Source organism: Corynebacterium limaceinasi, from assembly GCF_046717465.1.
Classification (GTDB): Bacteria; Actinomycetota; Actinomycetes; order Mycobacteriales; family Mycobacteriaceae; genus Corynebacterium.
Genome location: NZ_CP177100.1, coordinates 652979 through 675967, shown reverse-complemented (window position 1 = coordinate 675967; position 22989 = coordinate 652979). Strand labels below are relative to the sequence as shown.

Annotated in this window: 25 protein-coding genes; 9 read left to right on the top strand and 16 right to left on the bottom strand. The window is 59.9% G+C overall.

The window, feature by feature from the left end; genetic code table 11:
- Positions 1-32 precede the first annotated feature (32 nt).
- From ACLI1Q_RS03360 to ACLI1Q_RS03350, 3 genes are all read right to left on the bottom strand, one after another.
- Positions 33-821: a hypothetical protein gene (locus ACLI1Q_RS03360; protein WP_239269426.1), complete on the bottom strand. Its 789-nt coding sequence runs from the start codon at positions 819-821 to the stop codon at positions 33-35.
- A gap of 10 nt (positions 822-831) precedes the next feature.
- Positions 832-1785: a DUF3152 domain-containing protein gene (locus ACLI1Q_RS03355; RefSeq protein ID WP_239269425.1), complete on the bottom strand. Its 954-nt coding sequence runs from the start codon at positions 1783-1785 to the stop codon at positions 832-834.
- 66 nt (positions 1786-1851) lie between these two features.
- On the bottom strand, positions 1852-2076 hold the full coding sequence (locus ACLI1Q_RS03350) for a DUF3107 domain-containing protein (RefSeq protein WP_239269424.1): 225 nt from the start codon (positions 2074-2076) through the stop codon (positions 1852-1854).
- Between the two features lie 73 nt (positions 2077-2149).
- On the opposite strand from ACLI1Q_RS03350, the gene ACLI1Q_RS03345 reads away from it, so the two are divergent.
- Positions 2150-3490, top strand: a complete 1341-nt coding sequence (locus ACLI1Q_RS03345; RefSeq protein ID WP_239269423.1) for a DEAD/DEAH box helicase — start codon at positions 2150-2152, stop codon at positions 3488-3490.
- Positions 3487-4725 carry a hypothetical protein gene (locus tag ACLI1Q_RS03340; protein ID WP_239269422.1) on the top strand — a complete coding sequence of 413 codons (1239 nt, stop codon included), beginning with the start codon at positions 3487-3489 and terminating at the stop codon, positions 4723-4725. Before ACLI1Q_RS03345 ends, ACLI1Q_RS03340 begins: the two co-directional genes overlap by 4 nt.
- Before the next feature lie 35 nt (positions 4726-4760).
- Here the strand turns inward: ACLI1Q_RS03340 and ACLI1Q_RS03335 are convergent, their stop codons facing one another.
- The gene (locus tag ACLI1Q_RS03335; protein WP_239269421.1) at positions 4761-5240 is read right to left on the bottom strand and encodes a hypothetical protein; all 480 of its coding nucleotides are present in this window, start codon (positions 5238-5240) and stop codon (positions 4761-4763) included.
- A gap of 516 nt (positions 5241-5756) precedes the next feature.
- Between ACLI1Q_RS03335 and ACLI1Q_RS03330 the strand changes: the two genes are divergently transcribed.
- The 3 genes from ACLI1Q_RS03330 (at position 5757) to ACLI1Q_RS03320 (ending at position 7377) form a co-directional block, all read left to right on the top strand.
- Positions 5757-6017: a WhiB family transcriptional regulator gene (locus tag ACLI1Q_RS03330; RefSeq protein ID WP_005277545.1), complete on the top strand. Its 261-nt coding sequence runs from the start codon at positions 5757-5759 to the stop codon at positions 6015-6017.
- Positions 6018-6121: 104 nt separating this feature from the next.
- Positions 6122-6196, top strand: coding sequence for a 50S ribosomal protein bL37 (locus tag ACLI1Q_RS03325; protein WP_369707509.1), 75 nt, complete (start codon positions 6122-6124; stop codon positions 6194-6196).
- Positions 6197-6927: 731 nt separating this feature from the next.
- Complete coding sequence (locus tag ACLI1Q_RS03320) at positions 6928-7377, top strand: hypothetical protein (protein ID WP_239269420.1); 450 nt, start codon at positions 6928-6930, stop codon at positions 7375-7377.
- Positions 7378-7732: 355 nt separating this feature from the next.
- Here the strand turns inward: ACLI1Q_RS03320 and ACLI1Q_RS03315 are convergent, their stop codons facing one another.
- Together ACLI1Q_RS03315 and ACLI1Q_RS03310 are read right to left on the bottom strand one after the other, a co-directional pair.
- Positions 7733-8005: an anti-sigma factor gene (locus ACLI1Q_RS03315; RefSeq protein WP_239269419.1), complete on the bottom strand. Its 273-nt coding sequence runs from the start codon at positions 8003-8005 to the stop codon at positions 7733-7735.
- Entirely contained in the window at positions 8005-8607 is a 603-nt protein-coding gene (locus ACLI1Q_RS03310) for a sigma-70 family RNA polymerase sigma factor (protein ID WP_239269418.1), read from the bottom strand. The genes ACLI1Q_RS03315 and ACLI1Q_RS03310 overlap by 1 nt, the downstream gene beginning before the upstream one ends.
- A 36-nt stretch (positions 8608-8643) precedes the next feature.
- Between ACLI1Q_RS03310 and ybaK the strand changes: the two genes are divergently transcribed.
- Positions 8644-9150, top strand: a complete 507-nt coding sequence (gene ybaK / locus ACLI1Q_RS03305; protein WP_239269417.1) for a Cys-tRNA(Pro) deacylase — start codon at positions 8644-8646, stop codon at positions 9148-9150.
- Here ybaK and ACLI1Q_RS03300 read toward each other — a convergent pair.
- A complete protein-coding gene (locus tag ACLI1Q_RS03300) occupies positions 9133-9783 on the bottom strand; it encodes an SOS response-associated peptidase (RefSeq protein WP_239269416.1) in 651 nt (216 codons plus the stop codon). The genes ybaK and ACLI1Q_RS03300 overlap by 18 nt on opposite strands.
- Here ACLI1Q_RS03300 and aroA point away from each other — a divergent pair.
- Together aroA and rsgA are read left to right on the top strand one after the other, a co-directional pair.
- Entirely contained in the window at positions 9782-11083 is a 1302-nt protein-coding gene (gene aroA / locus ACLI1Q_RS03295) for a 3-phosphoshikimate 1-carboxyvinyltransferase (protein ID WP_284849713.1), read from the top strand. The genes ACLI1Q_RS03300 and aroA overlap by 2 nt on opposite strands.
- Positions 11076-12110: a ribosome small subunit-dependent GTPase A gene (rsgA, locus tag ACLI1Q_RS03290; RefSeq protein WP_239269414.1), complete on the top strand. Its 1035-nt coding sequence runs from the start codon at positions 11076-11078 to the stop codon at positions 12108-12110. The genes aroA and rsgA overlap by 8 nt, the downstream gene beginning before the upstream one ends.
- A 6-nt stretch (positions 12111-12116) precedes the next feature.
- Here the strand turns inward: rsgA and ACLI1Q_RS03285 are convergent, their stop codons facing one another.
- The gene (locus ACLI1Q_RS03285; protein ID WP_411697074.1) at positions 12117-12632 is read right to left on the bottom strand and encodes a DUF6912 family protein; all 516 of its coding nucleotides are present in this window, start codon (positions 12630-12632) and stop codon (positions 12117-12119) included.
- Complete coding sequence (locus tag ACLI1Q_RS03280) at positions 12632-13042, bottom strand: HAD-IA family hydrolase (protein WP_005281786.1); 411 nt, start codon at positions 13040-13042, stop codon at positions 12632-12634. Before ACLI1Q_RS03280 ends, ACLI1Q_RS03285 begins: the two co-directional genes overlap by 1 nt.
- Positions 13043-13218: 176 nt before the next feature.
- Between ACLI1Q_RS03280 and ACLI1Q_RS03275 the strand changes: the two genes are divergently transcribed.
- The gene (locus ACLI1Q_RS03275) at positions 13219-13602 is read left to right on the top strand and encodes a hypothetical protein (protein WP_239269413.1); all 384 of its coding nucleotides are present in this window, start codon (positions 13219-13221) and stop codon (positions 13600-13602) included.
- A 78-nt stretch (positions 13603-13680) separates the two neighbouring features.
- On the opposite strand, the gene secA is transcribed toward ACLI1Q_RS03275, so the two are convergent.
- From secA to ACLI1Q_RS03240, 7 genes are all read right to left on the bottom strand, one after another.
- On the bottom strand, positions 13681-16266 hold the full coding sequence (gene secA, locus ACLI1Q_RS03270) for a preprotein translocase subunit SecA (RefSeq protein WP_239269412.1): 2586 nt from the start codon (positions 16264-16266) through the stop codon (positions 13681-13683).
- A gap of 236 nt (positions 16267-16502) precedes the next feature.
- Positions 16503-17147 (bottom strand): ribosome hibernation-promoting factor, HPF/YfiA family, encoded by a 645-nt coding sequence (gene hpf / locus ACLI1Q_RS03265; protein ID WP_005277524.1) that lies wholly within the window; start codon positions 17145-17147, stop codon positions 16503-16505.
- 136 nt (positions 17148-17283) lie between these two features.
- On the bottom strand, positions 17284-17913 hold the full coding sequence (locus ACLI1Q_RS03260; RefSeq protein WP_284771774.1) for a ComF family protein: 630 nt from the start codon (positions 17911-17913) through the stop codon (positions 17284-17286).
- 64 nt (positions 17914-17977) lie between these two features.
- Positions 17978-19723, bottom strand: a complete 1746-nt coding sequence (lpqB, locus tag ACLI1Q_RS03255) for an MtrAB system accessory lipoprotein LpqB (protein ID WP_239269410.1) — start codon at positions 19721-19723, stop codon at positions 17978-17980.
- Positions 19724-21553 carry an MtrAB system histidine kinase MtrB gene (gene mtrB / locus ACLI1Q_RS03250; RefSeq protein WP_411697142.1) on the bottom strand — a complete coding sequence of 610 codons (1830 nt, stop codon included), beginning with the start codon at positions 21551-21553 and terminating at the stop codon, positions 19724-19726.
- A gap of 90 nt (positions 21554-21643) precedes the next feature.
- Positions 21644-22336, bottom strand: a complete 693-nt coding sequence (gene mtrA, locus ACLI1Q_RS03245; RefSeq protein ID WP_005281774.1) for an MtrAB system response regulator MtrA — start codon at positions 22334-22336, stop codon at positions 21644-21646.
- Between the two features lie 3 nt (positions 22337-22339).
- On the bottom strand, positions 22340-22954 hold the full coding sequence (locus ACLI1Q_RS03240) for a dTMP kinase (RefSeq protein ID WP_239269409.1): 615 nt from the start codon (positions 22952-22954) through the stop codon (positions 22340-22342).
- Positions 22955-22989: the final 35 nt, after the last annotated feature.

The following is a 22989-nucleotide window of genomic DNA, read 5'->3' as shown; positions in this document are numbered from 1 at the left end:
TCCCGCGCGGGCGGTGGAATGGGGATCGTAAGTCACCGCCCCAGTATTGCAGATGCCCTAGACACGAGAAACTGTTCCACCCGCTCAATATTGGAACGCACATTCGAGCGCGAGCGCGGGTTAAGATCATTAATGTGCCGACGATAGGACACCGCTCGCAGCAAAAGCTCCTGCATGCCTGGCACATGGCCAAACCGCTGGCAGATATCATCATCTACCACTTGTGCGATCAGACCATCCACGATCACAAGCGCTGCGCTCCACCCGGCTGGGCGCGCGGATTGGCTCGGCACGAGATCCACGATTCCTGGTGGGTGCGCGCCATAAAAGACCGTGGTGGTCAGCAGGGCGGTATGGGCGGTGATCAAGGGGACATCGGCAAGCGCGGCCTTATCGTAGGCCTCCCCCGTCTCCGCCCAGGCGGTGCGCTCCGCGCGGGCAAAGGCATCATCGCGGTGCGCACCCGGCGGCGCAGGTGCATTGGCCATGGCATCGTCCAAGCGCAAAGCCGTCTGCGCTGCTTCATCGATGCGCCCGGTGACCTCGCCGGGAAGGAACTGCGTCGCCTTCCACCCGGCGGCGGTGTGGCGGCCGTCGCTCGCTAGTACCGGCCGCGATACCCGCGCGCCCGGCACGCTGAGTTTTTCGCGCACCTTGGCAGACCACGCAGCGAAGGGGCCGGCCTGGGAGTAGACCACGTCGCCCACCTTGATGCCGTTATCCCATACTGGGCCCAGCTGATCGCCTTGGGCCCGGCGCGAGCCTGTCGCTCCGGTTTCTGCGTGGAAGGCGCTTAAAACATGCTCTGGGGGAAGCGGCATCCAGTACTCCTTATTGGGGTTGGTGGGGATCCTTTTGCTCCGGATTAGGATATGGCCACGGATTGGGCTCGCAGGTCACATCCTCATCAGGATAGACCTCCTTGGGATTGCGGTCATGCAATTCCTTGTTGTTCAAACTCAGCGTCTGCTGCATCATTACCGGGGCCAATTTGCCCTCGCCGCCGCATTGTTGGTGGGAGGCATATCCGATGGCGTGGCCCAATTCATGATTGATGACGTACTGGCGGTAATTGCCCAAATCGCCCTCAAAGGGCGTGGCCCCGCGCACCCACCGCGCCTCATTAATGATGGTGGTGGATTCGCCGGTAAACATGGTGTGACAGGAGGTTTCCGTCTCAATCTTCTCGCCACACCGCTCCGCGGCCGTGGTCAGAGAGGTCAGCTGGATGCGGGTATCGGGATCGTCTGCGGAGGCAACGTGCTCGAATTCGAAGTCACCTCGAGCGGTCCACCCGCGTGGATCCGCAAGGGTTGCCTCCACCATTGCGGCAAAGGCATCATCTCCGCCGTAGGGAGCGGTATTGAGCCCATCTTCTACCTCGATGGAATAGCGCACCTTCTTCTCGCCGCCCTCGCCCGCTACAGCGCCGGGGCGGCCGATTCCGTGGAACGTGCCCTTGCCCTTTTTGGTGAAGTCACTTCCAGGGGGCATCTCACTAATCTCGCGCTCTACCGCCTCCGCGTTTGCGGGGTCAGGCCCCGTGAGATCCTCGTGGGTAGGGGTGGCGGCTGCGGTGGTCTCGGCGCTGGATGCATCGCCATTGTCATCGGCCGAAGAGCCGGACGCGATATCCACAATCACCCAGATGGTAAGCAGCACCATCACGGGGATAGCCACCACACGCCACCAGCCGTAGCGGCGGGCGAACCGGACCACCGGGTTCGGATGATCCGGGATTCGCCCATGGCTATGGTGAGCCTTGCGATTCTGCCTACTTTCCATAGGCATTGAGCGTACCCGGTTGCCTATTCAAAAACTGAATTAGCAAACCTTTAAAAAGCCCCAAGCTTAGGCGCCGGCGAAACCGACGGACTGCTTCTTCGCGGCACCAACTTCGACGTACACCACGCGGTCAGTGCGCACGAGGTACTTGCGGCCCTTGTCATCTTCTAGCTCCAACGTGGAGTTTTCCGCCAGGGCGCTATTAATCTTTTGCGTCAGCTCCGCCTGCTCGCCACTGGTGCTAATGATCAGCTCGCGCGGGGTATCTGCAAAACCAAACTTGATATCCATAAAATTATCCTCCTTTAACGAGAGTTTTACATGCCAATGGCCCCACTATAACCATCCCGGCTACTATCAAGGTGTGTCTGTCATAAAAACCCAGCCACCGACCTTCGCGGAACTCGGCGTCGCCGCCGAAATCTGCGATGGGCTCGCTGACCGTGGCATCGCGCGAACCTTTGCAATCCAGGAATTAACCCTGCCCATTGCGCTTAAAGGCCAAGACCTTATTGGCCAGGCGCGCACCGGCATGGGCAAGACCTTTGGCTTTGGCGTGCCGCTGCTCGATCGCGTTTTTGATGACGCGGATATTGCCCCGCTGGATGGGACACCTCGGGCGCTCATCGTCGTTCCCACCCGCGAGCTAGCGCAGCAGGTCACCGCGGATTTGCAGGACGCGGCTGCGCACCTGCCGGTCCGCCTCGCCTCCATCTACGGCGGGCGCCCCTATGAGGAGCAAATTAAGCTTCTCCAGCGCGGCGTCGATGTGGTCATCGGCACGCCAGGCCGCCTGCTCGATCTGCACGAGCGCGGCGATCTGGTCCTGCGCCACGTCGCCATCGTGGTGCTCGATGAGGCCGATGAGATGCTGGACCTAGGCTTTTTACCCTCCATAGAGGCCATTTTGGAAGCGCTCGATGGCAACGCGCACCAAACAATGCTGTTTTCTGCCACCATGCCCGGCGCCATCTTGAACCTATCGCGCCAGTTCATGAATAAGCCCGTACACATCCGGGCCGAATCGGATGCGGATGAGGTCACGCACGAAACCACCCGCAAGGTCACCTTCCAGGCCCACCGCATGGATAAGGTGCCGGTCATCGCGCATATCCTGCAGGCCCAGGGCCGGGGTCGCACCATCATCTTTACCCGCACCAAACGCTCGGCCGCGCAATTGGCCGATGACCTTGCTGAGCGCGGCTTCCGCGTCGGCGCCGTGCACGGTGACTTGGGCCAAAAGTCCCGGGAGAAGTCCCTGCAGGCCTTCCGCTCGGGCGAGGTGGACATCCTCGTCGCCACCGATATCGCGGCGCGCGGCATCGACGTCGACGATGTCACCCACGTCATCAACTACCAGGTTCCCGATGATCCCATGACCTTTATCCACCGCATCGGGCGCACCGGCCGCGCAGGGCACACCGGCACCGCCGTCACCCTGGTGGGCTACGATGAGCTGGCCAAATGGCAGGTCATCAACGATGAACTAGGCCTAGATACGGCCACGCCGTCGCAGTGGTTTTCCACCTCCCCGGAGCTTGCCCAGGCGCTGTCCATCCCCGCTGGCGTGCAGGAAAAGGTGGGGCCGGCCACCAGCGTGATTGGCCAACTTCCGGCGCATAAGCGGTCTGCGGGACAAGCCCAATCGCGGTCCCGGGACGGGTCTCGGCGCAGCAAGGGCACGCCCCGAGGAGGGCGCCGATGACTAAGGCCCCCATCTTGCGGGCTACCGCGGCGGATTGGAAGGCCACCGGCGTCATCGGCGCTATCTGCGCCATCGCGGTGGGCGGCGCGGTCGCCACGGCCAATATCCACCAGGCTGACCTGCACCAAGAGGCCGTTCCTGGGGAAAGCGATGCCGCCGTGCTTGCCGATGTCCCCTCCTCCCTCACCGCCGCCTACAGCCTGCCCAACCAGCCCGTACCCGGCCAATACCGCGCCATTTCCGCCCACGGGTTGAGCATTAGCCACGATGGCGATGTGCTCACTGCCACCAATGCCGACGGCTCCACGGCCTGGACCTATACCCGCAGCGATGCCGAACTCTGCTCGCTATCGACTGCTTGGGGCAAGGTGGTTGCCACCTATCGCACGGGCGTGGGCTGCGGGGATACGGTGGCCATCAACGCCGCGACGGGTGAATATGACTCCACCCGCAGTGCCATCAATTCCCCGGACGTTATCCCCGTGCGATCCAATGACCGGGTAGGTACCGTATCTGCCGGGCGAATCGACCTATGGCGCTCAGATCTCGTGCGCACCGTGGAATACGGCGACGTGGAGGCCAAGCAGGAGGCGCAGAAGCAACCGCACGAGGAATGCGCCATTTCTTCGGCGCTCACGCGTACCGAGAACCTCGCGCTGACGGAATCATGCCCGGAGGAACCTCACACCACGTGGTTAAGGTTTCAAAACACCACCCCGGAGGACTCCCGGGAACCAGAAATGGACGCCGATGTCTCCCTCGAACGCGATGGGGCGCGGCTTATCGCGGTGGGCCAAGACGCCGCCGCGGTCTATATCCCCGGCCCAGAACCCCGCATTGAGTCCTATAACAACCAGGGCGACAAGCTTTCTTCTACCCCCGTAAAGCCTTCTGCCGCCATCGATTCCGGCACAAGTCCTTTTGCCCCAGCCGTAGCGGATCTCCCGCACCACATGACGTGGTTTGATGGGCAGCGCCTCTACCTTCTAACCCCCAGTGATTTGCACGTCGATCACGTCATTGACGGTGCCATCGGCACCCCGATTTCAGTGGCTGGGCGCATGCTAATGCCCACCGAAAAGGGTATAGCCGTGGTGGACTGGTCTACCGGCGAGGTACTGCGCGAGATAGCCGTCGACCGCGGAGGCTACCGCGGTCCTGTCCACCTCACGTTGGCGGGCGAGACCATTGTAGAAACCCGCGGCGATACCGTCGTTGGCCTCAGCAGCGACTAAGCGAGTGCCACTCGCGGTTCCCGCGCGAGTGGCCCTTAGAAATTCGAGGCGGCCCACTCTGAGGACTCGCGCCTAAACATCAAGAGATAAAGCACCGCGACCGCGCTTAGCAGTGTGATAGTTCCCAGCACCGGGGATCCACCGCTATACATTTGAAACGCACTCGCACCCAGGATGAGCTCTACGAGGACCACGGCACCTCTTCCCCATCGCTTTCCCTTCACCATGGCCCAGGCGCCCGCGATGACAAAGCCAAAGACAATGAAGATAAAGATGGCGGTGCCAAGCCCTACAAAGCTTCCTGATCCGGAATCAGAGACCATCGAGTCATTTTCCGCACCCACCGCTTCGCGCACAATGAGGAAAATGCCAAAACAAATAACCGCGATGGATTGCACCGTGGCAATACCAGCGCCTATCAGCACCGACTGCGGGGCACTCTCCGGTGCCGGCGCGGGCGCTGCCGACTTATCTCGCTGCTGTTTATTTACCTGGCGTTTGTTCTGCTTAGACACAAAGCCACAGTCTACTAATCCGGCGCGAATTTTTTCTGCGCCACCCACGGTGGGCCTCGATGTTGCCAGCAGTAGCGCGGGGGCAGGGGGCTGAACTGGGAAATTTGACGGTCTCTTCCTCACCACACTCACCATATAACACCTATAGCTGCAGCTCACGGCGATTCTCACAGGTTTCTTTAAAATTCGATTTTGACATTTATGGCCCCCACACTGCACCTATTTGCGTGATGTTAACCACAATTTAGCCTTTAACCCTAGCGGCGATCGGGTAAACATGTCATGATTCTCTAGTAGCAAAAAGAAAGAGGGCGTAAACCTCTTCTTAACCTGGAGGAAACTTCAGGTAACAACACCGTGAACCATAGGCGGCGGCGACGCTGGCCCGACCTCGAGACCGGGCCCCACTGCTAGCAGACCAGTTCACACACCACCTAAAAATCAAGGTGCTTTCCTGCCCCTCATGGATTGCGCTCGTATTTACTGCTGTCAAAAATTTGTTAGGAGATATCAATCATGGATTGGCGCCACGAAGCCGTTTGCCGCGACGAAGACCCAGAGCTGTTCTTCCCAGTAGGTAACTCCGGCCCTGCTCTTACCCAGATCGCTAAGGCCAAGCTGGTCTGCAACCGCTGCCCCGTTGCCTCTTCCTGCCTCAACTGGGCACTCGAGTCCGGCCTCGATGCCGGCGTCTGGGGCGGCCTGTCTGAAGAGGAGCGCCGCGCCCTCAAGCGTCGCCGCAACCGCGGCCGCGGCCGTTCCCGCGTGTCCGCCTAAAAGCGCGGACCCGGGGAGCCTAACCCCTACCCCAATTTTCGTTTCGGCGCCCTTAGCCGCTACAGTTGAATAAAGTTCAGAAACCCTCAACGAAGGAGTGCGCAATGAGCAAGCGTGGTCGCAAGCGCAAGGATCGCCGCAAGAAGGCCGCTAATCACGGCAAGCGTCCTGGCGCATAACGTACAGCACATATTAAAAGCCCGGTTTCGTACCAGTTCACCTTAAGAACTCGTACGGCCGGGTTTTTAATCTTTCTATTAGAAATCCGACTCTCGGAGCAGTAGCGACCAGGGCGCTCATTTGGGTTGGTACTACTGGTCCATATCGGGACATCGGTCATAGCTTCCCCGAAGTGCACTAATTGAACTCATTTCGTGGTTTCCTTTTGCCGGCTTCCGTTAGCAGGTATAGCGATCGGCGATGGTGGCCCCTGTTACATATGGGTGCCCATCGTCCGTAAGCTGTTCGCCTCAACTACCTCCTCAAGGCGAAAGACACTTGACGACGACGAGTATGCAGGACTAGCCCGAGACTCACCGTGCAAACTGGTAGTAGCCGGAACCCGCACAAACATCGCTCCTCATTACGCCCAAATTGATGGAGTAGAGACATACTAAATCTTGCTGACACCAGAAACCGATTTAGGCGCATAATTATCCTCGGGGCAGCGATTCTCGCCTTCTTCACTTCGACAACATCTCTGCTGCACCCCACAGAGCCGAATCTTGAATCCTCAGGACACAACAGCCAAATCTTCGTTGTAGAAAAGTGAATGCTGGAATACACTCGATCGTCTAAGAAGACAGCAAAACTGGGTACTGGGCTATATCCGCAACCTGTTTTCGACAAGACTTTAAATCAATATTCAGGGGCTTGGGTTATACGCCCTGCATAGCCCGAAAGGAATCTCATGTGGCTTGACGGATACCATCAGCAATTCGGAAATAGGCTGGAAGACTTCCTTTCAACAACAGTCCCCACGACACTTGCAGACCTTACGCCTCTTCAGCGCAAGCAGGTCACCGATGGCACAAAAGAGTTTCCCTTCGAGATCGTACTCGAAATCTTAAACTCTAAACACAGCTATGAAGAGAAAGCATCCCGCATCCTCGCCATCAACGGCACATGGATGAATGCGATGTCAGGGAGTCAGTGGGCACTTGGCCCTTTAAGTAGCACGGCCTACTCCGAAAGAGTAGGTATAGGCATCAGATGGGGCGAGATCGCTTTTTCACCGTTGCTAAACATCGCAGAAAACCTTATCGATACGTATCCCATCTGGCCGGGCGTACTCATGGAATTTGCTCACATGCAAGAAGACAATCGTGATTACTACCGCCAGCGAATTCAGAAAAACTAGCGCTGGTACCACCAGAGAGGTACCAGCCCCAAAAACAGAACCCGTTCTTCAACTATTCGCAGGATGCGTATTTACCAGTCGGGGCCGGACATGACCCCAGAAAATGGACACGTCAGGGCTAGGCCCCTACTATTTGCCTATCCACTCGCATTACGCCCCAGGGCGTGTGGGTAGGGTTTGACTCGCGGGTTGACCGCTGCGAGTGCGATCCTATGGAAAATTTTTTCTACAGCACCGCTTCGGCAGAGGGCGCCTGACGGTAAGTATGCTTGCTTCTGAACTGGATGAGGAAACACGGCAGTACGAACTGTCCCGACTCTTGTTGCGAGACGTTCGCAGCTCTGAAGGGCGCTTCTTACCAGCGGGATTCGATCTCCGTAATTTCTATCGAGATGCGGCGGCGCAGCGATTGCGGTGCCTTAGCTTGGCCGGCACAGCAATTGCGCACGAGGGAGCGGACGAGCTCTTCGCGCTCTAGTCGTTGCTGGCAAAAATCACATTGGGCGATGTGCTCGCGGATGGCTAAAGCGCGGGCGTAGGTCGTGGATTCATCGAGAAGCTCGCAAAATAGGTTGTGTACCTCAGTGGAGCTACACGCACCACAGTTCTTTCCGGTTGCGCCTTCCATTACTTCTCCTCCATGTCCGGGTGTTCTAATCCAATTCCTTGTTCACGTGCTACGTCCTTCAACGCCTTGCGGAGCATTTTTCTTCCACGATGTAGCCGGGACATCACCGTTCCCAATGGAGTATCCATGATTTCGGCGATTTCTTTGTACGCTAAGCCCTCCACATCGGAGTAGTAGACCACCATCCGGTAGTCCTCAGGTAGGTCATTAATGGCCTGCGAGATGGACCTATCTGGCATCTCTTTAAGCGCTGCCACCTCGGCGGATTCCAAGCCGGTGGAATCGTGTCCCGCGGTGGTATAGAGCTGAAAATCACTCAGATCATCGGCAGAAGACTCGGTAGGGCGCCGCTTCGCCTTGCGATAAGAGTTGATGTAGTTATTGGTCATGATGCGATACAGCCATGCCTTCAAATTCGTTCCCTGCTTAAAGGAATGAAAGGACTTATAAGCCTTGAGATAGGTCTCTTGCACCAAGTCTTCCGCGTCTTGCGGGTTTCGCGTCATGCGCAGCGCGCCGCCATAGAGCTGATCAAGCAGCGGGAGCGCTTCCTTTTCAAAGCGGCGCTGCAGCTCCTTTTCGCTCACTGTTTCTTTAACCACACAATCTATCCTAACGTCTCACGCTAAAATTCCTATATGGCCAAAAAGTCCCCGCATGCCGCTACCCCGGCCCTGAAAGTCATCGAAGATGCCGGAGTCAAGCACTCCGTATCCACCTTTGAAGCGGGCAAGGATCACTTTGGTGATCGTGCCGCGGCGGCCTTAGACGTAGAACCCGAGCGCGTGCTGAAAACGCTCATTATCGATCTCACTGCGGGCAAAGGTCCGCGCCGCGAGCTGGCGGTATGCGTGATTCCCACGACGCACCATTTAAGCCTCAAGAAGGCAGCCGCTGCCCTTGGCGTATCTAAGGCAGCCATGGCGCAGGTGCACGATGCCGAGAAATCCTCAGGCTACGTGCATGGCGGCATTTCCCCGCTCGGACAAAAGAACCCGCTGCCCACGGTGATCGAGGAATCCGCGGTGCTTTTCGATACTGTCTTTATATCCGGCGGCCGCCGCGGCCTAGATATCGAGCTCAACGCAGAAGAACTCGCGCACTTGTGCGGGGCCGACTTTGCCGATCTACTGGCGGATGAGTAGCTCCGGGTAGTCATTGGAGACAGTCCCCACGGCCTTATCCACCGCGTGGTAGTCGAATCCCCGCAGGCCAGTGGGCACTAGCAGCTCCTTAGCTTCGTCGGCGCTGCCCTCGAGCCAGGTGCGCATCTCCTCCGGCGCCAAAAATCGCGGCAAGCGGTGGTGCAGCCACTCCATCTCTTCGGTAGCCGCGGTGGTCACGATGGTGGCAGAGAGCCGATCCAGCCCGGTATCCCAGAGCCCCGCGGCCCACAGCAGGCCCTGGTCGGGATGGACGTAGTACGGCGTCTTGGTGGAGCCATCCTTGTGCCACTCGTAATAGCCGTTCATGGGGATAAGGCAGCGCTGGGATTTAAAGGCCGTGCGAAAAGACGGCTTGCTCGCCACCGTTTCTGCCCGGGCATTAAAAAGCGGCGGGCCATCCATGTCTTTCTTCCACTGCGGCAACAGCGCCCACCGCGCGGGTTCGACTTCCGCCAGTTCTTCGCGCACGCGCACGATGGGAATGGGCTGAGTAGGGGCAATGTTATATCGCGGCCCGGGCGTGCCCTGTGGGGCGTGGACTTCCTGGACACCTGGGAGGTTTCCCACCTCATCGAGGAGGGACTCGGTAAAAAGAACGAATCTTCCGCACATGGCCTCTATTATGGACACTATGTCTCAACCTTGGACCGCCCCGCTGGCTACCAGCCCCGTTACGGGGGAACACCAGGTGCCAGGATCGAAATCGATTACCAATCGCGCCTTCATCCTGGCCGCGCTGGCTGATTCCCCGTCCATCCTGCACGCCCCGCTGGTATCGCGCGATACGCAACTGATGGAGGACGCACTCAGTGCCATGGGGGTTCGCTTCACCCATGACGGCGCCAATATCCACGTCCAGCCTGGGAAGCTGCACGGTGCCAGGGTGGATTGCGGGCTGGCCGGCACCGTGATGCGCTTTGTGCCGCCGGTCGCAGCGCTGGCGGATGGCCCGGTGCGCGTCGATGGCGATAAGCAGGCCTATAACCGCCCCATGTCCACGACGCTGGATGCGCTGCGCAGCCTCGGCGTCGATGTGGAAGGAGGTAGCCTTCCCTTTACGGTGTCCTCCAACGGCGTGCCAGAAGGCGGCAAAGTCACCATCGATGCTTCTGGTTCTTCCCAGTTCGTCTCCGGCCTGCTGCTGAGCGGGGCGCGCTTTTCCCAGGGCATCCAGCTCACCCACGAGGGCGGCCAGCTGCCATCTATGCCGCACGTGGAAATGACGGTGGGCATGCTGCGCCAGGCGGGCGTGCGCGTGGATTCGGATGGCACCACGTGGACGGTGCACCCCGGCCCCATCGCCGGCCGCGAATGGTTCATCGAGCCGGATCTCTCCAATGCCACGCCGTTCCTCGCCGCAGCGGCGGTCACCGGCGGGCGCCTGACCATCAAGAATTGGCCGGCGAATACCACCCAGCCGGGCGATGCCATCCGCCAGATCCTGCTGGATATGGGCGTGATGGTAACCCAGGAGCACAACAGCGTCACAGCAGAGGGCAACCCGGCGGGAAGGTTGCAGGGCATCGAGCGCAACATGGGCGATATCGGGGAGCTTACCCCCACCGTTGCGGCCCTGTGCGCGCTCGCAGAAACGCCGTCCCGGCTCACGGGCATTGCCCACCTGCGCGGCCACGAGACCGACCGTTTGCAGGCGCTCGCGGCGAATATCAATGCGCTGGGCGGCAGGGTCACCGAGCTTGACGATGGCCTGGTGATCGAACCCGTCGAACTCCACGGCGGCGATTGGCCCTGCTACGCCGATCACCGCATGGCCACCGCCGGTGCCATTCTGGGTTTGAAAGTCCCTGGTATCCAGATTGAGGATATTTCCACCACTTCCAAGACCTTGCCCGGCTTGGCCCGCATGTGGGAGACGATGCTGCACCCCGACCAACAGGATTTACATGGCTAGACGTTTCGGTTCCTTTGATGAATCTGATGTGCGCGTGCGCCCCGGCAAGGGCTCGCGCCCGCGCACCAAGGATCGGCCCAAGCACAAAAATGCCAAATACGGCATGGTAATCACCAAGGACCGCGGGCGGTGGGGCGTCGCGCTTGACGATGGCCCCCACGTCACCGCCATGCGCGCCCGCGAGCTGGGCCGCACCGCCATCGAGGTCGGTGACCGCGTCGGCGTGGTTGGTGATACCTCTGGTGCGAAGGACACGCTGGCGCGCATCGTCAAGCTGGCGGATCGCACCTCCGTGCTGCGCCGCACCGCCGATGACACGGATCCGTATGAGCGCATCGTGGTGGCCAATGCCGATCAATTGCTGATCGTTTCTGCCGTGGCAGACCCTCCCCCGCGATCAGGCTTTGTCGAGCGCGCCTTGATTGCCGCATTCGTGGGCAACCTCCACCCCATCCTGTGCCTGACCAAGACGGATCTTGCAGACCCAACGCCGTTTGCAGAAGAATTCGCCGACCTAGATGTCACGGTGGTCGAAGCCGGAGTCGAGGATGGCCTAGATGCCGTGCGCGCGCAAGTAGATGGCCATATTACCGCGCTCATCGGGCATTCCGGGGTAGGCAAGTCCACGCTGGTCAACCGCCTGGTTCCAGATGCAGAAAGGGAAACGGGGGAAGTATCGGGCATCGGCAAGGGCCGGCATACCTCGACGCAATCGGTGGCCCTCCCCTTGCCCACCGACGCTCCAGGCGCCGAATCTCAGGGCGGCTGGATCATCGATACGCCGGGCATTCGCTCCTTCGGGCTGGCGCATGTGGACGCGGATACCGTCCTTGGCGTTTTCGAGGACCTCGCCGCGGCCATTGAGGAATGCCCGCGCGGCTGTACGCACGCGGGGCCACCGGCGGATCCCGAGTGCGGGCTCGATGATCCAGAAATCATTCCCGAGGGCACCGCTACCGCCCGCCGGCGCGATGCGGTACGCGGGCTGCTGCAAGCCCTGCGCACCAACGTGGAGTGGGAAAACTAGCGCGGCCTAGAGCAATTCCACGAGGAAGGGCAGCTCCGTGGGGTGGTAGAAGGCCATGAAGTTATCCAGGGCATCACCTACCGCGAGCTCCGCGTCCTCATCGCCGAGGTCCGCGGAATCGATGGCCTCGATGGCCTTGGCGGTTGCCTCTTCGGATTCTTCGATATCCACGTGAATGGCGGCGAGGCTATCCGTGCCAAACTGCGCTGGCTGAAGTTCCACCACCGGCTCGCCCATATCCGGGCGCGGGGTGACCGCCGTGTCATCAACGTCGATGGAAATGACCACGCGCCGGTGCGGGAACTTCTCCTCGTCTCCAATGGTCAACAGGCGCAGCGAAGCCATGGAGGCCTCGAGGAAGGCGGAGTAGGCAATCTCTTCTTCATCGCCTGCGGTATAAAAATCGCGCAGGGCTGGGGTCACCATGAATCCCCACCCGGAGCGCGCCGCGAGCGTTCCGGTCTCAGCGAGCTCCGCCAGCATGGCATAGGTCGCCGGAATATAGACGCGGGCTTGAGCCACTAAAATTCCCCTTCAATATCGAATACGGCTTGAATTTCTACAGACACGCGATCGAAGCTGGTGTATAAGAAACCGATCATCCCGGCATCGACAGCGGCGCGCACGTTGAGGATCGAATCGTCGACCATGACACAATCGCTCAAGGGCAGCTCGAGGGCATCGGCAGCCGCCTGGAAAGCCGCAACCTCCGGCTTTTCCGCCCCGATTTCGCCAGACAACACCACGGCATCGACGTTGCCGCGGTATTCCCACTCGCGAATGTGCTCAGCGCCAGAGCCGCCCGGGTCATTAGACAAGATAGCGGTTGCGGCACCATTTGCCTTCGCCGCAGATAGCAGAGCCTTCCAGCGGCGATTGTCCTCTTCAGCGCCATCGAGGACGCCGACATAGTCAACGATGAGACCACGCATAATTTTTAATCCTTCAGTACACGAATACTTTGTAACTCCCGAAAGTATAGCGAACTGCGCTTATATTCTCGCCCGCCTCATACAGGAAACTGCCAGAAATAGCGCGCGCAGCGCCCCCATGAGATAATTATCACGCGTTCGCCTCCTGCCTTTTTCGCAGGAGCACTCATTTCACCATGTATGAGCCCATTCCCGGCTACTCTCACCTCAAGCTGTATATCGCCCCGCACCGCATCCATTACGGCCGCCTCCCCACAACGGCCGAGGTTGCCGCCCAGCACCATATCCAAGCCTGGGTCGTCTTCATCCTTGAGGTCGCCGCCGGCTACCGCCCCATTGCCCACCTCAATTCCCCGCGCTTTTCGGATTCCATCCGCCTGCACATTGGCTCCTGGGTGCACCGCCGGGAAAGCCCCTATGACACCGATGCCTTGCGCCTTACCAGCCTGCACGCGCGACCCAACGGCGAATACTTCGGTTCCGCGGTCATCGGCACTCACCGCCACGCCTTTACCGGCTCCGCCACTGACCAAGGGCTACGCTCGTTTCGGCTGCTCTAAAACTAACAGCGCCCCTCCCGCTTCCCCACCGCGCAAGGACGGGGAGGAAGAGGAAGGGCGTGATAGGACGTTGAAGCGTTATGCCTCTACGGTTTCTTGGCCTGCAGGACCAGAGCCCGAGTCACCGCCGGATTCTTGGTTTTCTTCCTGCTGCTTGAACTGCTTGCGCAGCATGAATAGCTGGCGCACGGTTTCTTCCTTCACGCCTTCATTCATGGCATTGAACATATCGCCACCCTCCTTCTGGTATTCCACCAGCGGGTCGCGCTGCGCCATCGCGCGCAGGCCGATGCCCTCCTTGAGGTAGTCCATCTCGTAAAGGTGCTCGCGCCATTTCTGGTCAATAATCGGCAGGATCACCATGCGCTCGGTATTGCGCATCTGCTTGTCGCCGCCGATGGCAGAAACGGCTTCCTCCAACTTGTCGTACTCCCGGTTCGCGTCGGTAACGAGGGCATCGCGCAGCTGCTCCGCAGTGAGCTCGCCTGGGGAACCGTACTCGGAGCCTTCCACGAGTTCCTCCGGGGACATCGTGGGGCCGTACAGCGCCTCGAGGGCATTCCAGAGTTCCTCGAGGTTCCAGTCTTCGACATAACCGGTGGCGGTAGCGCCCTCGACGTAGGCAGAGACCGTGTCATCGATCATGGTGCGGATATCGTCCTTGATGTCATCTGCATCGAGGATAGAATAGCGCGTGGAGTAGACCACCTTGCGCTGCTCATTGAGCACCTCATCGTACTTCAGCACGTTCTTGCGCATCTCGAAGTTCTGGTTCTCCACCTGCGCCTGGGCACCCTTGATGGAGTTCGAGACCATCTTGGCCTCAATGGGGACATCATCAGGCACGTTGAGGCGGTTCATCATGTGCTCCATGGACTGGCCCACAAAGCGCACCATCAATTCATCGCGCATGGACAGGTAGAAGCGGGTCTCGCCCGGGTCACCCTGACGGCCGGTACGGCCGCGCAGCTGGTTATCGATGCGGCGCGACTCGTGGCGCTCGGTGCCCAAGACATAGAGCCCGCCCGATTCGCGCACCTCATCGCCCAAGCGCTTCGAGCGCTCTTTCTCGCCGTCGATCTCGGCCTCCCAGGCCTCCTGGTATTTTTCCTCATCCTCAAAGGGGTCAAGGCCGCGTTCGCGCAGCTTCTCATCGAGGATAACTTCCGGGTTACCGCCGAGCACGATATCGGTACCACGGCCGGCCATGTTGGTTGCCACGGTCACGGTGCCGGGGCGGCCCGCACGGGCAATGATCTGGCCCTCTTCTTCGTGGTGCTTGGCGTTAAGCACGTTGTGTTGCACACCGCGCTTGGTCAGCAGCTGCGACAGGTATTCGGAACGCTCCACGGAGGTGGTACCGACTAGGACCGGCTGGCCGTTTTCGACATGCTCCGCAATATCATCAACCACCGCAGCGAACTTTGCCTCTTGGGTCTTGTAAATGCGGTCCGAGTGGTCGGTGCGCTGGTTCGGCTTATTGGTAGGAATAGGAACCACATCCAGCCCATAGATGGAATGCAGCTCCGCGGCTTCCGTTTCCGCGGTACCGGTCATGCCGGAAATCTTTTCATAGAGGCGGAAGAAGTTCTGCAGGGTAACCGTCGCCAGCGTCTGGTTCTCGTTTTTGATCTCCACCTGCTCCTTGGCCTCAATGGCCTGGTGCATGCCCTCGTTGTAGCGGCGTCCCGCCAACACTCGGCCGGTAAAGCCATCCACGATCATCACTTCGCCATTGCGGACGATGTAGTCCTTATCGCGGGTAAAGAGCTCCTTGGCCTTCAACGCGTTATTGAGGTAGGAAACCAACTGGGAATGCTCCGGCGCGTAGAGGTTATCAATACCGAGCTGATCTTCAACGTACTCCACCCCCTCTTCCAAGACACCGATGGTGCGCTTTTTGTGGTCCACTTCGTAGTGGATTCCCTCGCGCATGCGCGGCGCCAGCTGCGCAAAGACGCCATAGAACTGGGAGGACCCATCAACCGGGCCGGAGATGATGAGTGGGGTACGGGCTTCATCGATAAGGATCGAGTCCACCTCATCCACGATGCAGAAGTTGTGTCCGCGCTGAACTACATCATTGAGGGTGCGCACCATGTTATCGCGCAGGTAATCAAAGCCCAGCTCGTTATTGGTGCCGTAGGTGATATCGCAGTCGTAGGCTTTCTTGCGCTCTTGCGGGCGCATTTCTGCCAAGATAACGCCCACGGACAGGCCCAACCAGCGGTGCACACGCCCCATCATCTCGGCGTCGCGCTTGGCCAGGTAGTCATTGACCGTGACGATGTGTACGCCCTGGCCCTCCAGGGCGTTGAGGTAAGCGGGCAGCAAGGAGGTCAGGGTTTTGCCCTCACCGGTGCGCATCTCTGCAACATTGCCAAAGTGCAGGGCGGCGCCACCCATGATCTGCACGGGGTAGTGCTTTTGTCCTAGGACGCGCCAAGCGGCTTCGCGGACGGTAGCAAAAGCATCGAGCAAGATGTCGTTCTTTTCTTCGCCATCCTTCAGGCGAGTTTTGAACTCGTCAGTCTTGGCCTTTAGCTCATCGTCCGAAAGCTCCGCGTACTGATCCTCGAGTGCAATTACATCGTCTGCAATTTTGCCCAGGCGCTTGACCGTACGGCCCTCGCCCGCGCGCAGCAGCTTGGAAAGTCCAAACACTATTCGTTAGTCCTTCTTGTCGCGACACATTAGTTAACTTCCCGCAATTGTACTCACGCCACTGCCCTTGTCGCCTTCCACCCGCCCTTAAACGATAGTGATTTCACACTAAACACACTAAGAAAATGGATAACTCACAGCATGACAAATCACCCCCTCCCCGCCTCATCGAGCAATAGCGCGATGGGCAGGAAGGGGGTGAAGAAACTTAACGCCCTAGCCGGGCACGAGGGATTCTAGCCCTCTGCATCCTCAGACAAGGAGATGATGCCGTAGTCGAAAGCGTGGCGGCGGTAAACCACGGAAGGCTTGTTGTTTTCCTCGTTGACGAAGAGGAAGAAATCGTGGCCAACCAGCTCCATCTCGCTCAAGGCATCGTCCACGCTCATCGGGGTGGCCGGGTGCTCCTTGGTGCGCACGATCTGGCCGGGGCGAACGTCCTCGACGGTCTCGGCATAAGGATCGACCAAGCGCTCTTCCTTGGCGCGCTGTGCTTCTGCCTCCGCAACCATCTCTGCGGCGATTTCGCCGGTGCCCTTCTGTGCGCGGTGACCGCCCTTGACGTATTCACGGCGCACCTTCACCTTCCGCAGGGAACGTTCCATCTTCCCCATCGCGGTTTCCAGCGCTGCGTAGAAGGAGTCTTCCTTAGCCTCTGCGCGGGCGATGTGGCCCTTGCCGGTTGCGGTGATCTGGATGCGGTCGGACTCTGCTTCGCGGCGTGGGTTTGGCTCGTGCTGCAATTCCACGTGGAAGAAGGTCAGTGTGGGATCAAGGCGTTCAATCTTTGCCAGCTTGTCGTTGACGCGCTCCTGGAAGTGTTCCGGTACATCAACGTTACGGCCCGTAATCGTTACCTGAGCTTTGTTTGGCTGGGACATTGAGATGCCTCCCTTTGGTTGTGGGGACTAGAAACAATCACAGTAACTGTTCCTCTGTGACACCTCTAATAATACCAGTGGTTATGACCTGATGGCATTTGGGGGTAACACCGTACACCCCACTATGTGATGTGCCTTAAGCATCGGCAAAAGCCAACGCCCCATAGACCGTGGCGCCGGCGGCGCGCAGGGCCGCCATGCTGGCCGCGAGGGTGGCGCCGGTGGTTATAACGTCATCGACAAGCAGCGCCTGCTCACCGCCCACCGGGGCGCCAACCCCCACGCGCCCCTGCAGGTTCGCCCACCTATCCTGCGCATTGAGCTCAGATTGATCCGCCGTATCCGCGCCCATGACAAGCGCCTCGCGCACCCGCAGCCCCTGCTGTCGGCGCGCCGCACCTTGACACATGGCCGTCACGGGATCACCGCCGCGCATGCGCGCCGAGCGGCGCCGCGTAGGGGCCGGCACCAGGCACAGCTCGCGGGGAATCTCGCCACGGGCGGCCAAGTGCGCCACGCCCGCGGCAACCACCGCACCTATATAATCGCGCACTTCCCTATTGCCTTGTTCCTTCATGCTGATGATGATGTTGCGGCGAATATCGGAATAGGACCCTAGGGCAAATACCGGTGCCCTGAGCAGCCGCGGCCGGCTTACCAGGTAAGGCGGCTGGCGCAGGTGCTCCCGGCACTGCGGGCATAAGACGTGGCCGGGCGCGCGGCACCCGGCACACGCACGCGGAAAAATCAGCTCTCGCACGCTCACGGCGCGACACCACCCCATCCCCCGAAACATCCTCTGCGGCAGCGTCGCCCAGCGCGGCCGCCTCTTAGCTAGACACGATAGGCGAAGAGCGCCGACCCTGCAGGCCAGGCACCTCGCGCCAGTTCACCTCATCGACCACCGTGGCGGGAAGCTCCAGCATGGCATGGGAATCCGTAATATAAAGCTTCGATGGCGAGGTAGCCACCGCGACTACCGGGGCGGTGATATTACCCGTCGGCATGGTAGAGGCCGAGGAACCATCCTGCTCGATGCGCCATACCGGCGACTGCCCAGAGGACGTACCGACGATGAGCGAACCATCGTTATTCCAATCCAGCGATAATGCTGAACCAGAGACCTCAGGGCCCACCTCGCGGGCGTTGACGATGCGCTTATCGCCGCTGCTGGATTGGGCCACCGCGGCGATGTAGACGTGGCCATCGATGATCATCGCCGCGCGTGCGCCGCTATGGGAGAGGCGGATAACGGAGATTTCTCCCTCGATATCGTCGATGCTGCGCGCATCGACCTCGGATTCTGAAATCCGTCCGGTGGTCTTGGAGCGCACGACGCGCACGATGCGGTCTCCATCGACCACCGTCCACACGGCTTGCCCGTTATATTCAAAGGTGGGCCGCGCCAGCGTCTTACCTTCGACCGAATCCTGCAACGCGGCGCCGATTTCGCCCATCTGCAGCTTGAAGTCACCGCTAGGCTTCCGGCTGACCGCCGCAATCATGCCGGATTCGGTGACATCGACCGATTGCACATTGCCGCTCGAGCCCAAAGAGCCCTTAACCGGCTCGGCCACCCCGCTATCGACCTCCAGCACGTTGCCCTCATTCAAGGCGTACAGCGTGGACAGGGAATTACTGTTTACCTTGGGGTTATAGTCAGCAAAATCATCCACGCTGACGGTGTCCATGCCTTCTACCAGATTGCTGCCATCGGCCTTAACCTTGAAGGGGCCGATATGCCCGGCATCAGAAAGCGTCCAGACCAATTGCGCCGCAAAGCGGGTGCGGTCATTTTCATCCAAGTCTGACAAGCCCTCGAACTGGTAGCCGTTTTCGTTGTCGTAGCCAGCGAAGGTGACCTTTTCATCCGCCGCCCGGCGGGTGGCCGGGGCGATGCTGCTAGATGGGCCTTCCATCAAGAGGGTGATCAGCGTGGACTCGGATTCCTCGCTGCCCTTATACAGCCACCGGCGGTCCGGGGCGAGGACGTCATCGGTTTGTTTATAAAAGTAGAGCGATTGCGGGGTGTAATGATTGCGCAGCTCATTACGCTCGATAACCAGCCCGGCCGGCAGACTATCAACGAGCCACTGGTCATCTACCATTTTCATGTCGATGGTAGCTTCGTAGCTCTCATTTTCTGGCACATAGGCCCCGCCGGATTTGAGGCGTCCAATGATGGTGCCGCGCACATTGAAGGAGCGCGCATCCGCCGCCGTATTCTGTTTCTTATCGGGCGCGGTCACGATATCCAGGCTATCGACCACCATGACATCGCCTGAGGCATCCCAGGCCCCGCGGGCGTTATTCGTGAGGAACCCGCGAGCGGCATCGTGGTCATTGGTTGGAACGGCCGCGGCGCGATAAAAATCGCGCAGGGTAAGGTCCGGGTCCGCCCCCGCCTCAGGGGCAATGACCTCTTCCGGGCCATCGGCCTGTTTGTGGTAGGTACCCACGACCTGGGGGCTCGTATCGTGCGGCAAGGTTGAGCAGCCGGTAACAAAGCACAGCGCCACCACCGCGCCCACGGCGGTGTGCCGCCGCCATATTCCCTTCATAATGACCGAATTCATTTATTTATCCCCCTTAAAATCCGGCGCCTTATAGGAGCGCCCCTCGGGCGAGGCGGCCCCACGGTTGCGTTCAGAAGGCCACAGGATTCCGTCACCATCCGCCTCGGTCGCCTCCGCCGAGTCATCGTCGATGCCAATTCCGCGGCCTACCACCGAGCTGCTGCTTGGCGATGCCCCACCGGCGCCGCCCTCGTCCTCGTCTTCTGCTGCACCAGCTTCCGCTGCACCAGCTTGCCCGGTGTCGGCATCGCTAGCTGCGTCGGCAGCGGCGCCAACAGCGGCGCCGGTTGCGCCGCTGGGGTCGGCGGTAGCTGGGGCATCGGCAAGCGCGTCGTGCGCGGCGTCTGAACCAGTGCCCGGGGCGCCTGGAATCTCTCGGGAGATGGGCTCTTCACCAATCTCGGTATTCGGCTCTCGCGGGATGATGAGGCGGAAGCGGGAGCCGTAGCCAAATACGCCAAATGCATCGAGCGTGCCGCCGTGCAGGGCCGCGTCCTCGCGGGCGATGGCAAGGCCCAGCCCGGTGCCGCCAGAGTGGCGCTTGCGGGAAGAATCCGCGCGCCAGAAACGGTTGAATACTAGTTCTTCTTGTCCGGGTTTCAGGCCCACGCCGTGGTCCGTAACGGCTACACCCACGGCCTTATCCGTGGTGGCAATATCGATCACCACAGGATTGCCCTCAGAATGGTCGATGGCATTGGCCAAGAGGTTGCGCAAAATGCGCTCGATGCGGCGCGAATCGGCCTGGATGGAAATCCGCTCATCCGGCATATTGCGAACGACCTCCACGTCGAGCTTCTGCGCCAAATGCTCAACCTGGCGGTAGGCGGCATCCACGCAGGAGCGCAGGTCAATGGCCGTGGTGGATAGGTCCGCCACGCCGGCATCGTGGCGGGAAATCTCTAGCAGATCCGCGAGCAGCTCCTCGAAGCGGTCCAGCTCCCTGGACATGAGCTTCGAGGCGCGCTGCGCGCCCGCGGGCAGGCTATCGGCCTCAGATTCGATGAGGTCTGCGGCCATGCGCACGGTGGTAATGGGGGTGCGCAGCTCATGGGAGACATCGGAAGTAAACTGCCGCTGCAAATCGCCGTATTCCTCCAGCTGCGCAATCTGGGAGGACAATTTATCCGCCATATTATTAAAGGAGGCGGCAAGCCGGCCCATCTCATCGTCCCGATCCACGGCCATGCGCTCCTTGAGGTGGCCGGCAGCCAGGCGCTGGGCGATGCGGGACGCGGACTTAATCGGGGTAATGACCTGCTGGGTTGCCAACCAGGCAATGCCCACCAGCAAGACCACGACCACCACGCCGGCGGCAGAGAGCAGGCCGCGCATAAGCGCCATTGTTGATTCTTCCGATTCCATAGAAAGGGCCAGGTAGACCTGCAAATTCGGAATCTCGGCATCGGTGGGTGTGCCCACCATGAGCGCGTTATAGTAATCGCCATTGCCGCGCGGGACGGGGTAATACTGCTGCGCAATCTGGTCTTGGCCCACCATCTGCCGCATTTGTTCCGGCACCGGGAAATCCTCCGGCGAGGTGGTGATGGATCCATCTTGGTTTTCCACCACGATGACGGGTTCATACACGGCCTGCGCATCGCCTTGTTGCGCAGAGAGCTGATCCAAAGAAGCGCGGGCGGAATTGATGCGCACCTGCACCGAGTTGGCGGAACTGGTGGCATCGATTTGCTGCTCCACCGCCGTGCGGGCGCGCTCGAGCTCCTGCAGCGCCACGTCTTCTTTTTGGGATACCAACCGCTGGGTCAGCACGGAGACCAAGGCGTAGGCCAAGATAATCATGACCACCGAGGAGGCGACCACAATCATACCGATAACGCGCGCCTGCAATGAGGTGCGCAGCGTATCTACTATGGCGTCACGAATGCGCCGCACGCGGTCCAGAATTCTGATTTTTCCTTACTCCCCGGCACCGGCCTTGCCGGTCTTATACCCCACGCCGCGCACGGTCAGCACGATCTGCGGATCTTCCGGATCGTGCTCGATCTTGGCGCGCAGGCGCTGCACGTGCACGTTAACCAAACGAGTATCGGAGGCATTGCGGTAGCCCCAGACGGATTCCAGCAGCGACTCGCGGGTATGCACCTGCCCTGGGTGGCGCGCCATTTCCAGCAGGAGATCGAACTCCAGCGGGGTCAGGTTTAATTCGGTGCCATCAGTACGGCGCACCGTGTGCTCCGGCACGTCGATGATGAGATCAGCGACCTCAAGGGTTTCCGGTTCCGCGGAGTCGGTGCGGCGCAGGCGCGCCCGAATGCGGGCGATGAGTTCCTTCGGTTTAAAGGGCTTGGTGATGTAATCATCCGCGCCGGATTCAAGCCCCAAGACCACGTCCACGGTATCGGTCTTGGCGGTAAGCATGACGATGGGCACCGCGGACTCGCGCCGGATGGTGCGGCAGATATCCACACCATTCATGCCCGGCAGCATGAGGTCCAAAAGGATGAGATCCGGTTCATGCTCGCGGAAGGCAGGAACGGCATCATTGCCATCCATGACGGGGACGGGGTTTAGTCCCTCAGATTCAAGGACAATGGTCAGCATTTCCGAGATCGCTGGATCATCATCCACGACCAAAATCGTTGGCGCCACGTTTTAATCTCCTACAAGGTCATTTATTGCTGCCGTAATAGTATCCGCATCGGCGGTGGCGATCCAGCGCCCGCCCCACCCGGACTCGACTAGGCGCCGGTAAGCGGCGGCGGTGCGCTCCTGCAATCCCCCATCGCGTTCATAGTGGTCGCGCTCGCGGGTGGAATCACTGGCGGCTCGGGACTGCGCTCTTGCCGATGCCACCTCCACCGCCGTATCCACATACACCTGCAGGTCTGCTTGTGGCAGGCCCAAGGTGCCAAATTCTAGGTCATAGACCCATTGGAAGAGGCTATCGTCGCGCAACCGGGCTGCGGAATAGGCAGCGTTGGAGGCTACATAGCGGTCTAAGATCACTACCTCGCGCGTTTGCTTCGCCGCCAGCAATTCCTCTTTTATCCCAAAACGGTCGAGGGCGAAAAGCGTGGCCATACCGTAGGCCGAATCCGTAAGGTCGCCCATCTTTCCGTAGAGCGCCTCGCGCGCAAGCTGCGCGTGGATGGAGGTCTCATAACGCGGAAAGGAAACGGTTTTTACTGGGACTTGGAGGGCGTCCCGCACTGCGGTCGCAAGTGTATTTTTTCCGGCGCCGTCAATGCCTTCAATGCTTATAAGCATGGTGAGATATGCAGAATCCTTTCTGCTCCTAGGCG